The 14895-nt window shown below is 56.1% G+C and carries 9 protein-coding genes; 4 read left to right on the forward strand and 5 right to left on the reverse strand.

The features are described from left to right. The first annotated feature begins 25 nt into the window (after nucleotides 1-25). Genes IPM61_08990 through IPM61_09005 form a run of 4 tightly spaced genes read left to right on the forward strand, consistent with a single transcriptional unit; the run spans nucleotide 26 to nucleotide 9154 of the window. A complete protein-coding gene (locus tag IPM61_08990; GenBank protein MBK8911447.1) occupies nucleotides 26-2293 on the forward strand; it encodes a tetratricopeptide repeat protein in 2268 nt (755 codons plus the stop codon). After that, on the forward strand, nucleotides 2290-4908 hold the full coding sequence (locus IPM61_08995) for a tetratricopeptide repeat protein (GenBank protein ID MBK8911448.1): 2619 nt from the start codon (nucleotides 2290-2292) through the stop codon (nucleotides 4906-4908). Before IPM61_08990 ends, IPM61_08995 begins: the two co-directional genes overlap by 4 nt. Beyond that, nucleotides 4905-6914 (forward strand): tetratricopeptide repeat protein, encoded by a 2010-nt coding sequence (locus IPM61_09000; GenBank protein ID MBK8911449.1) that lies wholly within the window; start codon nucleotides 4905-4907, stop codon nucleotides 6912-6914. Before IPM61_08995 ends, IPM61_09000 begins: the two co-directional genes overlap by 4 nt. Then, nucleotides 6911-9154: a tetratricopeptide repeat protein gene (locus IPM61_09005; GenBank protein MBK8911450.1), complete on the forward strand. Its 2244-nt coding sequence runs from the start codon at nucleotides 6911-6913 to the stop codon at nucleotides 9152-9154. Before IPM61_09000 ends, IPM61_09005 begins: the two co-directional genes overlap by 4 nt. On the opposite strand, the gene recQ is transcribed toward IPM61_09005, so the two are convergent. From recQ to IPM61_09030, 5 genes are all read right to left on the reverse strand, one after another. Beyond that, on the reverse strand, nucleotides 9148-11379 hold the full coding sequence (recQ, locus tag IPM61_09010) for a DNA helicase RecQ (protein ID MBK8911451.1): 2232 nt from the start codon (nucleotides 11377-11379) through the stop codon (nucleotides 9148-9150). The two genes, IPM61_09005 and recQ, sit on opposite strands and share 7 nt — an antisense overlap. A gap of 141 nt (nucleotides 11380-11520) precedes the next feature. Then, entirely contained in the window at nucleotides 11521-12303 is a 783-nt protein-coding gene (locus tag IPM61_09015; GenBank protein MBK8911452.1) for an ABC transporter permease, read from the reverse strand. Nucleotides 12304-12319: 16 nt separating this feature from the next. Next, nucleotides 12320-13258, reverse strand: a complete 939-nt coding sequence (locus tag IPM61_09020) for a transglycosylase SLT domain-containing protein (protein MBK8911453.1) — start codon at nucleotides 13256-13258, stop codon at nucleotides 12320-12322. A gap of 90 nt (nucleotides 13259-13348) precedes the next feature. Beyond that, nucleotides 13349-13783 (reverse strand): type II toxin-antitoxin system VapC family toxin, encoded by a 435-nt coding sequence (locus IPM61_09025; GenBank protein MBK8911454.1) that lies wholly within the window; start codon nucleotides 13781-13783, stop codon nucleotides 13349-13351. Continuing rightward, nucleotides 13784-14737 carry a hypothetical protein gene (locus IPM61_09030; GenBank protein ID MBK8911455.1) on the reverse strand — a complete coding sequence of 318 codons (954 nt, stop codon included), beginning with the start codon at nucleotides 14735-14737 and terminating at the stop codon, nucleotides 13784-13786. Nucleotides 14738-14895: the final 158 nt, after the last annotated feature.

The following is a 14895-nucleotide window of genomic DNA, read 5'->3' on the forward strand; positions in this document are numbered from 1 at the left end:
CCGATAGATCAAGAAGGACTGATAGATGAAAGAACCTCAACCAACGTTAGAATCGCTCCGCGCCGCCGTGGCCGCAGCAACCACACCCGCCGAACGCGCCAGTGCATTGAACCAACTTGCCGAGGAGTTGGAGCGGCAAAACCAATACGCCGAGAGCCTTGCCGCTGCCGAAGAAGCCAAAAGTCTTGCCAAGCAAACAGGCGAGTTGCCTGCTATGGCAAAGGCTTTATGCCTGCAAGGCATTGCCCATCATGGAAGAGGGGATGATCACACGGCATTGCCATTGCTGGAGGAATCATTGAATCTGTACGAAAAGATTGGCGATCGTTCCGGCGTTGCCCGTGTTCTCAACAACACCGGGCTTGTGTATCGGAACCTCTCGGAATACGCAAAATCGTTGGAGTATTTCAGCCATGGGCTTGCCCTCTATGAAGAGCTTGGTGATCGTTCCGGCGTTGCCACTGCCACCAACAATATCGGGACTGTGTACGGTTCCCTCTCGGAATACGCAAAATCGTTGGAGTATTTCAGCCATGCGCTTGCCCTGTATGAAGAGCTTGGCGAGCATTCTGGCATTGCCAGTGTCACCGGAAACATCGGGATTGTGTATCGGAGCCTCTCGGAATACCCGAAGGCGTTGGAATATTACCTCCGTGCGCTTGCCTTGCATGAAGAGCTTGGCGAACGTTCTGGTGTGGCCAATGTCACGGGGAACATCGGGAGTGTGTACAAGAGTCTTACGGAGTACCCGAAGGCATTGGAGTATTACACTCGTGCGCTTGCCTTGCATGAAGAGCTTGGTGAGCAGTCTGGTATTGCTCATGTCACAGGTAGCATTGGAACGGCATACAACTTCCTTGCAGAGTACCCGAAGGCATTGGAGTATTACAGCCGTGCACTTGCCCTACACGAAAAGATTGGCGATCGCACCGGTGCCGCCGCCGTCACTGGGAACATGGGGATTGTGTACAGTTCTCTCTCAGAATACGCGAAAGCGTTGGAGTATTACAGCCGTGCGCTTGCCTTGCATGAAGAACTTGGTGATCGTTCCAGTGCTGCGATTGTCACGGGGAACATCGGAAATGTGTACAAGAACCTGGCGGAATACCCGAAAGCATTGGAGTATTACACTCGTGCACTGGCCTTGCATGAAGAGCTTGGCGATCGTTCCGGTATTGCCCGTGTCACGGGGAACATCGGGGAGGTGTACAAGAATCTTGCGGAGTACCCGAAGGCGTTGGAGTATCTCAGCCGTGCGCTTGCGTTGTTTGAAGAGCTTGGCGTGCGTTTGGGTGTTGTGGCTTTCACCAAAAGCATTGGTTTACTCTACGCCAAAAAAGACTTCTCCGAGTACAATCCCGCCAAAGCCGAAGAACTCCTGCTGCAAGCAATTGCCATCAACGAAGAGCTTGGAACCAAAGACCAACTCTATTCAGCCCACAAATCCTTAGCCACCCTCTACGAACAAGAAGGCCGCTTCGAGGAAGCACTCACCCACTTCAAAAAATTCCAAGAAGTGAAAGAGGAAGTCCACAGTGAGGAAGCCAAGAAGAAGGCAATTCAAGTAGAGCAACAACGGCAGATTGCGGAGATGGAAAAACGCACGGCTGCTGAGCGTGCTCGCGCAAAAGCCACCGAGGAACTTCTCCACAAAACTCTCCCGCCAAGCATTGCTGATCGGATGATCTCCGGCGAACGCCAAATCGCTGACCGCTTCGACTCCGCCAGCATCCTCTTCGCCGATGTCGTCGGCTTCACCCCGATGACGGCACGGATGCCAGCCAGTGCTGTTCTGGAGTTCATGAACTTCGTCTTCGCCCACTTCGATGCCATAGCCGCAAAGCACGGGTGCGAGCGAATCAAGACAATCGGCGACGGCTACATGGCGGCGTGCGGCGCACCGATTGAGTGCGCGGACCACGCGGAGCGGATAGCGAGAATGGCAATGGAGATGCTGGAAGATGTGGCACTTCCAGCAAGCATCACCGAACACCTGCCGCCGAACACAGAGTTTGAAATCAGGATCGGCCTGCACACAGGCAGCATCACCGGCGGAGTAATCGGCACGGGGAAGTTGGCGTACGACATCTACGGGGACACAGTAAACACCGCGAGCCGAATGGAGAGCCACGGGGAGGCGGGGAAGATTCACGTGAGTGAGGAGTTCGCCGCCGCCCTTTCTTCAGCAATCAAGACCGGCGAACTCCCGATCACACTGGAAGAGCGTGGCGAACTGAACATCAAAGGGAAAGGAACCCTTCGGACCTATTTTCTCAATCAAGTAATTCCATGAACTCAGACGAAACTCTAACGAATCTCCGCGCCGCTGTGGCCGCAGCAACCACACCCGCCGAGCGTGCCGGTGCGCTGAACCAGCTTGCCGAAGAATTAGCGCAGCAAAGCCAATATGCCGAGAGCCTTGTAGCTTCTCAGGAAGCCCATGCCGCAGCCAAAGAAGCAGGTGATGGTGCTGCGGAAGCAGAGGCGTTGCGGTTGCAAGGCTTCGTTCATCAGCGGAAGGGTGAGTACAGCACGGCGTTGCCATTGCTGGAGGAGTCGCTGAAGCTGTGGGAACATCTTGGAGATGGCTCCGGCACGGCTCGCACCCTCAACAACATCGGGAATGTGTACATGTACCTTTCGGAGTACCCGAAGGCGTTGGAGTGTTTCAGCCATGCTCTTGCTGTGCATGAAGAGCTTGGTGAACGTTCCGGTGTTGCCACTGTCACCGGGAACATCGGGAGTGTGTACGCAGACCTTTCGGATTACGCGAAAGCATTGGAGTATTACAGCCGTGCTCTTGCCTTGCATGAAGAGCTTGGTGATCGCTCCGGTGTTGCCCGCGTTACCGGGAACATCGGGAGTGTGTACGCAGACCTTTCGGATTACGCGAAAGCATTGGAGTATTGCTGTCGTGCACTTACCATGTATGAAGAGCTTGGTGAGCGCTCCGGTGTTGCCCGCGTTACCGGGAACATCGGGCTTGTGTACCAGAGGCTCTCGGATTACGCGAAAGCATTGGAGTATTGCTGTCGTGCACTTACCATGTATGAAGAGCTTGGTGAGCGTTCCGGTGTTGCCAGTGTCACTGGGAACATCGGGCTTGTGTACCAGAACCTTTCGGATTACGCGAAAGCATTGGAGTATTTCAGTCGTGCACTTACCATGCATGAAGAGCTTGGTAATCGTTCCGGTGTTGCCAGTGTCAACATGGGCATCGGGAATGTGTATACCCGCCTTTCGGAGTATCCAAAAGCATTGGAGTATTTCAGTCGTGCACTTACCATGCATGAAGAGCTTGGTAATCGTTCCCTTGTTGCCACTGTCACCGTGAGCATCGGGGTTGTGTACGCTTCTCTCTCGGAGTACCCGAAAGCGTTGGAGTATTTCACCCGTGCTCTTGCCTTGAAGGAAGAGCTTGGCGATCGCTCCGGTGCTGCCCATGCTACCGGGAACATCGGGGTTGTGTACGCTTCTCTCTCGGAGTACTCGAAAGCGTTGGAGCATTACAGCCGTGCGCTTGCCATGCATGAAGAGCTTGGTGATCGCTCCGGCGTTGCCGGCGTTACCGGGAACATTGGGAATGTGTACGCGCACCTTTCGGATTACTCGAAAGCGTTGGAGTATTACACCCGTGCGCTTGCCCTGTGTGAAGAGCTTGGCGATCGTTTGAGTGTTGCTAGTGTCACCATCAACATCGGGGCTGTGTATGCATCCCTTTCGGAATACTCGAAAGCGTTGGAGTTTTACATGCACGCGCTTGCCATGCATGAAGAGCTTGGTGACCGTTCCGGTGTGGCCACTGTCACCGGGAACATCGGGAGTGTGTACCAGAACCTCTCAGAGTACTCGAAGGCCTTGGAGTATCTCAGCCGTGCACTTGCCCTGCATGAAAAGCTTGGCGAGCGTGCTGGTACTGCTATTGTCACCGGAAGCATCGGCTCACTCTACGCCCAAAAAGCATTTGCCGAGTACAACCCCACCAAAGCGGAAGAACTTCTGTTGCAAGCAACCGCCATCAACGAAGAGCTTGGAATCAAGCAGAACCTCTATGGGAACTATCAGTCTTTAGCCAATCTCTACGAACAAGAAGGCCGCTTTGAGGAAGCACTTACCCACTTCAAAAAATTCCAAGAACTCTACCAAGAAGTCCACAGTGAGGAAGCCAAGAAGAAAGCAATTCAAGTAGAGCAGCAACGGCAGATTGCGGAGATGGAGAAACGCACGGCTGCCGAACGTGCGCGTGCCAAAGCCACTGAGGAGCTTCTCCACAAAACTCTCCCGCCAAGCATTGCCGATCGGATGATCTCCGGCGAACGCCAAATCGCCGACCGCTTCGACTCCGCCAGCATCCTCTTCGCCGATGTCGTCGGCTTCACCCCAATGACGGCACGGATGCCAGCCAGTGCGGTGCTGGAGTTCATGAACTTCGTCTTCGCCCACTTCGATGCCATTGCGGCCAAGCACGGTTGCGAGCGAATCAAAACGATTGGCGATGGCTACATGGCGGCGTGCGGCGCGCCGATTGAGTGCGCGGACCACGCGGAGAGAATTGCCAGAATGGCAATGGAGATGCTGGAAGATGTGGCACTGCCAGCAAGCATCACCGAGCATCTACCGCCGGGGAATGAATTCGAGATACGAATCGGCCTGCACAGTGGAAGCATCACCGGCGGAGTCATCGGGACGGGGAAACTGGCGTACGACATCTACGGGGACACGGTAAACACCGCCAGCCGAATGGAGAGCCACGGGGAGGCAGGGAAGATTCACGTGAGCGAGGAGTTTGCCGAGGAGCTTCGGCGGAGAGGAGGCGAACTCCCGATCACGCTGGAAGAGCGTGGCGAACTGAACATCAAAGGGAAAGGAACTCTTCGGACCTATTTTCTCAATCAAGTAATTCCATGAACTCAGACGAAACTCTAACGAATCTCCGCGCCGCCGTAGCCGCAGCAGCCACACCCGCCGAGCGTGCCGGTGCGTTGAACCAACTTGCCGAGGAGTTGGAGCGGCAAGGAGAATATGCCGAGAGCCTTGCTGCTGCCGAAGAAGCTCAAAGCCTTGCCAAAGAAGTGGGTGATGGAGCTGCCGAGGCAGAGGCGTTGCGGTTGCAAGGTATCATTCATGCTCAAAGAGAGGAGTACTCCACAGCATTATTGCTGTTTGAGGAGGAATTGCAGTTGCATGAAGAGCTTGGGGGGCGTGCTAGCGTTGCCCGTGTCGTCAGTAACATCGGGAATGTGTACATGCGCCTCTCGGAGTACCCGAAGACCTTGGAATGTTTCAGTCGTGCGCTTCTCTTGTATGAAGAGCTTGGTGAGCGTTCCGGTGTTGCCCGTGTCATGGGGAACATCGGGACTGTGTACCAGAACCTTTCGGAGTACCCAAAAGCGTTGGAGTATCTCAGCAATGCGCTTGCCATCTATGAAGAGCTTGGGGAACGTTCCGGTATTGCCCTTGTCACCGGGAACATCGGGAATGTGTACTTGCACCTTTCGGAGTACCCGAAGGCGTTGGAGTCTTACATGCACGCGCTTGCCATGCATGAAGAGCTTGGTGATCGTTCCGGTGTTGCCCGTGTCGTCAGTAACATCGGGAATGTGTACACCTACCTCTCGGAGTACCCGAAGGCGTTGGAGTATTACACCCGTGCACTTGCCTTGCATGAAGAGCTTGGTGAGCGTTCCGGTGTTGCCATTGTTACCGGAAACATCGGGACTGTGCTTTCGGATTACGCGAAAGCGTTGGAGTATCTCAGCCGTGCGCTTGCCCTACATGAAGAGCTTGGGAATCGTACCGGTGTTGCCCGTGCCACCGGGAGCATCGGGGCTGTGTACGCGGATCTTTCGGAGTACCCGAAAGCGTTGGAGTATTACACCCGTGCGCTTGCCTTGCATGAAGAGCTTGGTGATCGTACCGGTGTTGCCCGTGTCACCGGGAACATCGGCTTACTCTACTCCCAACAAGCGTTCGCTGAGTACAACCCCACCAAGGCCGAAGAGCTTCTCCAGCAGGCAATCGCCCTCAACGAAGAACTGGGAACAAAGCAGAACCTCTATGTAACCCACCAAGCATTAGCCGAACTCTACGAGCAAGAAGGCCGTTTCGAGGAAGCACTCACGTACTTCAAGAAATTCCACGAAGTGCAAGAGGAAGTCCAGAGTGAGGAAGCGAAGAAGAAGGCCATCCAAGTAGAGCAGCAACGGCAGATTGCTGAGATGGAGAAACGCACGGCTGCTGAGCGTGCTCGCGCCAAAGCTACCGAGGAGCTTCTCCATAAAACTCTTCCGCCGAGCATTGCTGATCGGATGATCTCCGGCGAACGCCAGATTGCCGACCGATTCGATTCCGCCAGCATCCTCTTCGCCGATGTCGTCGGCTTTACCCCCATGACCGCGCAGATGCCAGCCAGCGCGGTGCTGGAGTTCATGAACTTCGTCTTCGCGCACTTCGATTCCATTGCTGCGAAGCATGGCTGCGAGCGAATCAAAACAATCGGCGATGGCTACATGGCGGCGTGCGGCGCACCGATTGAGTACGCGGACCACGCGGAGAGAATTGCCAGGATGGCAATGGAGATGCTGGAAGATGTTGCGCTGCCAGCCAGCATCACGGAGCATCTACCACCAAACACAGAGTTCGAGATACGAATCGGCCTGCACACGGGAAGCATCACCGGCGGAGTAATCGGCACGGGCAAACTGGCCTACGACATCTACGGCGACGCAGTGAACACGGCCAGCCGAATGGAGAGCCACGGGGAGGCTGGGAAGATTCACGTGAGCGAGGAGTTTGCGGAGGAGCTTCGGCGGAGCGGGGGCGAACTCTCGATCACGCTGGAAGAACGTGGCGAGCTAACCATCAAAGGGAAAGGAACGCTTCGGACCTATTTTCTAAACCCATCAACGAAATGAATCCAGAAACAACCCTGACAGACCTTCGTGCCGCCGTGGCCGCAGCAGCCACCCCCGCCGAGCGCGCCGGTGCGCTGAACCAGCTTGCCAGGGAGTTGGAGCGGCAAGGAGAATATGCTGAAAGCCTTGCTGTTGCGGAGGAAGCCGAGGCCGCAGCCAAGCAAGCGGGGGATGTTGCTGCCGAGGCGGATGCGTTGCGCTTGCAAGGGGTGGCGTGTTTGCAGAAGGGTGAGCACAGCACGGCGTTGCCATTGCTGGAGGAGTTGTTGCAGCTGTATGAAGAGCTTGGTAATCGTTCTGGTGTTGCCAGTGCCACTGGGAACATCGGAAATGTGTACGCGATCCTTTCGGAGTACTCGAAAGCGTTGGAGTACTACAGCCGCGCCATTGCCTTGCATGAAGAACTTGGTAATCGTTCCGGTGTGGCCAGTGCCACCAACGGCATCGGGAATGTGTACGTGAACCTTTCGGATTACCCGAAAGCGTTGGAGTATTACAACAGTTCGCTTGCCATGCGTGAAGAGCTTGGCGAACGTTCTGGTGTTGCCCTTGTCACTGGGAACATCGGGCTTGTGTACTTGAACCTTTCGGATTACCCGAAAGCGTTGGAGCATCACTTCCGTGCTCTTGCCGTGCATGAAGAGCTTGGCGAGCGTTCCGGTGTTGCCAGTGCCACCAACAACATCGGGAATGTGTACGTGAACCTTTCGGATTACCCGAAGGCGTTGGAGTATCACTTCCGTGCTCTTGCCCTGTATGAAGAGCTTGGTAATCGTTCTGGTGTTGCCAGTGCCACCAACAACATCGGGAATGTGTACCGGAACCTCTCGGATTACCCGAAAGCGTTGGAGTATTACAGCCGTTCGCTTGCCCTGGATGAAGAGCTTGGCGAGCGTTCTGGTGTTGCCCTTGTCACTGGGAACATCGGGAATGTGTACTTGAACCTTTCGGAATACCCGAAAGCGTTGGAGTATTACAGCCGTGCGATTGCCCTGTGTGAAGAGCTTGGTAATCGTTCCGGTGTTGCCAGTGCCACCATCGGCATCGGGCTTGTGTACTTGAACCTTTCGGAATACCCGAAAGCGTTGGAGTATTACAGCCGTGCTCTTGCCATGCGTGAAGAGCTTGGTGAGCGTTCCGGTGTTGCCCTCGTTACTGGGAACATCGGGCTTGTGTACTTGAACCTTTCGGAATACCCGAAAGCGTTGGAGTATTACAGCCGTGCTCTTGCCATGCGTGAAGAGCTTGGTGATCGTTCTGGTGTTGCCAGTATCACTGGGAACATTGGCTCACTCTATGCCCAAAAAGACTTCGCCGAGTACAACCCCACCAAAGCCGAGGAACTTCTCCAGCAAGCAATTGCTCTCAATGAAGGGCTAGGAACTAAAGATCAACTCTACTCAGCCTACGAATCCTTAGCCGAACTCTACGAACAAGAAGGCCGCTTCGAAGAAGCACTCACCCACTTCAAAAGATTCCAAGAGATATACCAGGAAGTCCAAAGTGAGGAAGCGAAGAAGAAAGCCATCCAAGTAGAGCAACAACGGCAGATTGCCGAGATGGAGAAACGCACCGCCGCCGAGCGTGCCGATGCCGAAGCCACCAAGCGGGTCCTTCACAACATCCTTCCACCAACCATTGCCCAGCGTGTTGTTCGCGGCGAGGAACATATCGCTGAATCATTCGAGTCGGTGACGGTGTTGTTTGCCGACATTGTTGGGTTCACGGTGCTTTCGCAACGGATCACGCCACAGGAGTTGGTGACGGGGTTGGACGTGCTGTTCAGCCAGTTCGATGAGTTGGCGGAGAAGTACGGGTTGGAGAAGATCAAGACGATTGGGGACGCGTACATGGCGGTGTCGGGATTGCCAGAGAGCCGCGAGGACCACGCAGAATCGGCGGCGCGAATGGCAATAGAGTTGGTGGAAGTGGTAGCAGGGTTCGATGGGCTTGGGGATGGGATTCAACTCCAAGTACGGATTGGCTTGCACAGTGGCGAGGTAGTGGCGGGAATCATCGGAAAGAAGAAGTTCGCGTACGACCTGTGGGGCGACGCAGTAAACACCGCCAGCCGAATGGAGAGCCACGGGGAAGCTGGGAAGATTCACGTGAGCGAGGAGTTTGCCGAGGAGCTTCGGCGGCGCGGAGCCGATGCTTCCTCGATGATCCTGACCGAGCGCGGGGTGATGGAGGTGAAAGGGAAGGGGACGATGCGCACCTATTTTCTTGAAGCTCAATAGAGCTTGCCCGCGGCCTCCGTTGCTGGCGTTGATTTCTGGCGGTACTCGTCGGCGCGGACCAGGCGAAGCTCGTCCCACGTGGCAAAGTCAGCCGGAAGTTCGTCCATCACCGGGCGGAGCGCGGAAAGCCCGTTGCGGCGGAACGCAGCACGTATCGGCGCGATCTTCTCCGGCGCAATCATTCCGGTGATGTCGTCAATCTCCCCATTCGACACCAGCGACTCCAGATGCCCCAGCACGGTGGATTTGGCAAGTTGGCGCGCGGCGGCAAGGTCCCACAGGCTCATCCCCGGGCGGTAGGCGTGAAGCGTTGCAAGAACCGCGTCGGAAATTTCCGGCGGCACAAAATCGGGTATCTCATACTCCACTTTCTGGACGCTTGGCTGCTGGTCCAAAAACTCGGCAATTGCCTGCAAGAACGCTGCGCCGTACCGCTTCGTTTTCATCTCGCCAACGCCCGACACCATCCGCATCTCCTCCAGGGTTCGCGGCAGCCGCGTGGCCATTGCAATCAACGTGTTGTCGCCAAAGACGATGTAGGCCGGGACCCGCTCCTTGTCGGCAATCCGCTTGCGAAGCTCGCGCAGGCGTTGGAACAACTCAACGTTGTGGTCCGGCACGTTCTCCATTCTCCGGTTCGTGCTCCGTTCCCGCTCCTGCCGTTGCGTCGGTTCCTCGCGGCGGCGTTGCACCGTTATCGTCTGCCGTTCCCGAATCGCTTGGCGGCCACGCTCGGTCATCTGCAGCGCGTTGAATGCCTCGGCATCTTGGCGAAGGTATCCGTCCGCCACCAGCTTCCTGGCAATCCACATCCATTCCGATTTGGAGGTCCCGGCACCGATCCCATACGTGGGAAGAAGGTTGTGGCGATAGTTCAAAATCTTTGCCCCGTTGGACCCGCGCAACACCTCCACAACGTAGGCCGCGCCGAACCGTTCCTGCAAGCGGATCACGCACGACATCAGCATCTGCGCTTGGCGCGTGATGTCCACCGTTTCCATTTCGGCGGGGTTGGTGCAGTTGTCGCAGTTGCCGCAGTTGGTGGCGGTGTAGTCGTCGGAGAAGTGGTGGAGCAGCATTGCGCGGCGGCATTGCGTGGTTTCGGCATAGGCCACCATCTGGTCCAGCTGCTGGATTGCCATGGCGCGGTCGTTCGGGTCCGGTTTCTCCTCAATAAATCGCATCTGCTTTGCCCGGTCCCCTTGCCCGTAAAACAGCACGCATTCCGACGGCAGCCCGTCGCGCCCGGCACGCCCCGTTTCTTGGTAGTAGCCCATGATGTTTTTTGGGAGGTCGTAGTGGATGATGTAGCGGACGTTTGATTTATCAATCCCCATCCCAAAAGCAATCGTTGCGCAGATGATTTCAACATCGTCACGGTCAAAGGCCTCCTGGTTGCGGGTGCGGGTTTCGCGGTCCAGTCCGGCGTGGTAGGGAAGCGCGCGGTAGCCCCGCTGGCGCAAGTGGTCGGTCAGCTTCTCGGTGCGGTCGCGGCTGCCGCAGTAGATGATCCCCGATTCCCCCCGATGCCGTTCAACAATCTGGAATAACGCCCCAAGCGTGGTGGTTTTGTTCAGCACGGCGTAGCTAAGATTTGGGCGATTGAACCCGGCACGGTGCAGCTTCGGGTCCCGAAGCTGAAGTTGCTCGATGATGTCCTGCTGAACGCGCTGGTTGGCGGTGGCCGTCAGCGCAACAATCGGGACGGTGGGGAACTTCTGGCGAAGCAGCGTCAGCCGCCGATATTCCACCCGGAAATCGTGGCCCCACTCGCTGATGCAATGCGCCTCATCAATCGCCACCAGCGCGACGTTCGCACGGTTCAGCAGGCTAAGAAAATCGGGGAGCACAAGCCGTTCCGGCGCAACGTACAGCAGCTTCACCCTGCCGGAAAGCACGTCATCTTTGCGGCGGTTGGCCTCGGCAACGTCCAGCGTGCTGTTGATAAACGTTGCCGGAACGCCGGCGGTAGTAAGCCCATCAACCTGGTCCTTCATCAACGCAATCAGCGGGCTAACCACCACGGTGACGCCCGGCAGCAGCAATGCCGGAATCTGGTAGCAGAGCGATTTCCCCCCGCCGGTCGGCATCAGCACAAACGTGTCGTTGCCGCCAAGAATGTCCCCGATAATCTCATGCTGCAACGGGCGGAACTGCTGGTAGCCAAAATAGCGGCGGAGCGCCTGGTGCATTGCTGCGGTGGTGGTGTCGTCGGTTGCTGTCATGGCTTCTGGTTGTTGATTGCTGGATGATGGATTGCATGAAATGCTGGCAACAATCTACCGGCTGCTGTCACGGGAATTTGCTCAGAAAGTCGCTGCGGGTTTGCTGCGGGAAGCTGCGCCGTTCGTGCTTCCTGCCGCTGGTCACAGCACATATCCGAACAGCGCATCTAAAATTAAAATCATTGCCGAGGAAAGGGTGAACGAGCGAACGGTGGAGGTCCCGACCCCTTCGGCCCCGCCGGTTGTCCTCATGCCAACGTAGCATCCAATCAAAGCCGTCACCGCGCCGAAGGTGAGCGATTTTATCAGGCCGATGATGATCTCGTACGCGCTGAAAAACTGCTGCACGGAGCTAAAGAAATCGAACGAAGAGAAATCGAATTTCAGGACCATCAGGCTGTACGCGCCAACAATGGCCACAAGGTTGCTGAAGACGATCAGCACCGGCATCATCGTCATGCCGGCCACCACGCGGGGCATGGCAAGGTAGCGGTGGGGGTGGATTGCCATCATCTCCAGAGCATCTATCTGCTCCGAGACGCGCATCGTCCCAAGCTGCGCAGCGATTGCCCCGCCAATCCGCCCGGCAATCACCAGCGCGGTCAGCACCGGGGAAAGCTCCGTGAAGACCACCGTGGCAATCGAGCCGCCAATGAACGGACGCGCCAGCGCAACCAGATTGAATTTTGCGAACAGGTTCGTGGCTTGCAGCGCGGCAATCGCCCCGGTGAAGGACCCAACAAGAAGCACCAGCGGAAGGGAGTTCACCCCAATCACCGCCATCTGTTCAATGATTAATCGGCGCGAGCGGAAGGCTTGCGGAAGAAACCGGAAGACGCTTTGCAGCAGAAGCACAATGCGCCCAAGCTCGGCAAAGAATCGCGTAACGCCGCGGCCAAACGCGGCAAGAAATCGTGTGAGCACGGGTGGTGAGTTCTCCTTATTTCGCAGTTGCCGGAAGTGGTAGTTGGATAACGTATGGCCGGCCTGCGGCGGGCTTCAGCAAGGTTCGTTTTTTTATCCAGGGGTTCAGCAACTTCACATCCTTGTAGCTGCTTCCTTGTTGATCGGCCCAGGCGGCAAGGTTGGGGATGTCGGTGGCGACGGCAACCTCGGTTGTGGTTGGCGGCGTGTAAAAGTCGGTGGAGTCAAGGTAGAAGCCGTACTTGTCAGGGTTGCTCATAATCTCCTTAATGGCCACGATGCGGAACAGGTAGCGGCTGGTTTCCTCGTTCACGTACAGGTCGTAGTAGCTTCCGCGCCGTTGGAATTCCAGGTCATCGCTGGTGGCCGCTTCCCCCATGTTGTAGGCCGCTGCCGAAAGGGTCCAGCTGTTGAACCGTGCGTATCCATCTTTCAGGTATCGAATGGCTGCGGCGGTGGATTTTTCCGGGTGGCGGCGTTCGTCAACGTAGTCATCAATCTGCAGGCCGTAGCGCCGCCCGGTTTCCGCGATGAACTGCCACAACCCAACGGCATCCTTGCTTGATTGCGGCATCTGCAAGGCGCTTTCGGCAACGGCAAGGTATTTCAGGTCGTCGGGCGCGCCGGCTTCGGCCAGCATTTTTTCGAACATCGGGAAGTACTCGCCGGAGCGCTTCAGATAGAGCATCACCTGCCCATCCCATTGCAAGTTCAGATAGAACTCACGCTCGAACCGTTTGCGAACCTCCGGGTTATCCATCGGCACCGGCTCGCCGCAGAAACTGAGTGTTGTGGGGATGTCGTAGGAGGTGATGTTGGGCCGGAACCTTCTGGCCGAAGCGTGGTCCGGCGGCGGGGAGGGGGCAATCAGCAGCAGCAGCATGGCAACGGCCAAGAACCCGCCAAAAAATGCGGTGGCGTGCGGACGTTTCGGGAATAAGGGAGGCATGGTCATCGGGTCATCTCCGGTCAAGTGGTTTGCGCATGATTTCTCCCCGCCACAAAACTCCTGCGCCAAGATACGGGATTTGGTGGGGGGGCGGGGTTATGATGATTGCTTCGGATCAATGCACGTGTAATGAAAATGATGAGGGGTAAAACAGAGGAAATCTTTATCTGTGGTCAATAAATGTGCACCGAATACGGAGGTGGTGGCAGCAATCCAAAGATCATTATGTGAGATCGCTGCTCCGTTTTGCTGCGCATAATGCTGCAAGGAAGCATAAGCATTCAGCACGTCATCGCGGTGGATATCAAGCACAATCAATTCTTGCTCAATCTTTCTTAACAGTGCTTGCTTTTTCTCCCCCCACTTGTTCCGCAAGGCCATGCTGTAAAGCTCGCCAAGCGTGACTACGCAGATATAAGGGCGGAAGCCCGCTCCGCTGATCTGGTACTTAGCTTCAATACGATTAGCCAGTTCGCCGCCGCGCATAATTGCTATCACGATGCTGGTGTCAAGGAGGTATGCTCGTTTCACTTATTCAACCTCCTGGGCCATTGCAAGCAGTTCTTCATCGCTTTCATCCCCTGGCCATATTCCCCACAGAGCATTGATTCCTGTTGTTGGAGTTTGCCGCTTTTGCGCGGCGATAATGCTTCCTGGGGTGGTTGGTAGTGGCAGCTGTGCAAACAGTTGGTCCTGCTTTGTGGCTTGGGCAATGGCCGTGGTGTCCACCCGTAGCAAGGTGCCGGAAGGGCGATAGACAGCAATCCCTTCAATAACCACTTGGCAAGAAAGGAATTCGCGCAAGCGAATCACCTCATCGCTTGCCCAAACGGAGCGCACACGCTGACCGTCGGGAAGTAGCAGTTCAAACACTCGATCGCTAACGCGGATCATATCGAACACGCCAGCAATTTTTACGCGACGGGGCTGGGGGGTGGAGTGCTGCAGTTGTGTTGCTGCCAAGATGACCTCCGTAGTAATCTTGGTGGGGCTTGTTGGCGCAATGGCCTCCCCTGATAGATGAATGGCTTCCAACCCTTTCCCCACTACCGTCTTAAAATTTGCGACCCGCTGAAGAAGGTCAAAATCAAATCGTTCGCTTCGGGTTGCCTCCGCTGCTACGTCTGCAATCATGCGGCATACAAGGTCAAACCCGGTTTCTTCGGGTGCCGCAACTTCTTCGAATAAGCTCTGTTGCGCAAAGAGTGTTGGCGCAGAGTCCAATAACCGCTTTGCTGTGAAATGCAGCCGTGTGGAGTTCCCCTTCCCTGCGCTTTGCCCGCTGTAGAATATCTTCCAAGCATCTTGCAGCTCCTTGAACGGGCGGCCACGTTTGCGGCTTGCGCGAAGCACGCCCATGCGGATAGTGTCGCGCACTAAAGGCTCAATGCGGCTTAGCACCGCCCCTGCAACATGGGGCTCCACCAATTTTCCGTGGCAGCTGCTACCATGAAGCTCAACAATATGCTCAACCTGTTTCCCCATTGGATTCTCCTTTGGTTAGAATCATCAGAACGCCGCCGCGAAGATACGGCCTAACGGGGCTGCGGCATTGCCAGTGCGTGCCCCGCGGGGAACCTTCCTGCAACACACCGTCAACAGAAAAGGCCGGACCCCTACGCTGCGTGGGCGGTATCTTTGTG

This window comes from Chlorobiota bacterium (genome assembly GCA_016710285.1).
Taxonomy (GTDB): Bacteria; Bacteroidota; Ignavibacteria; order OLB7; family OLB7; genus OLB7.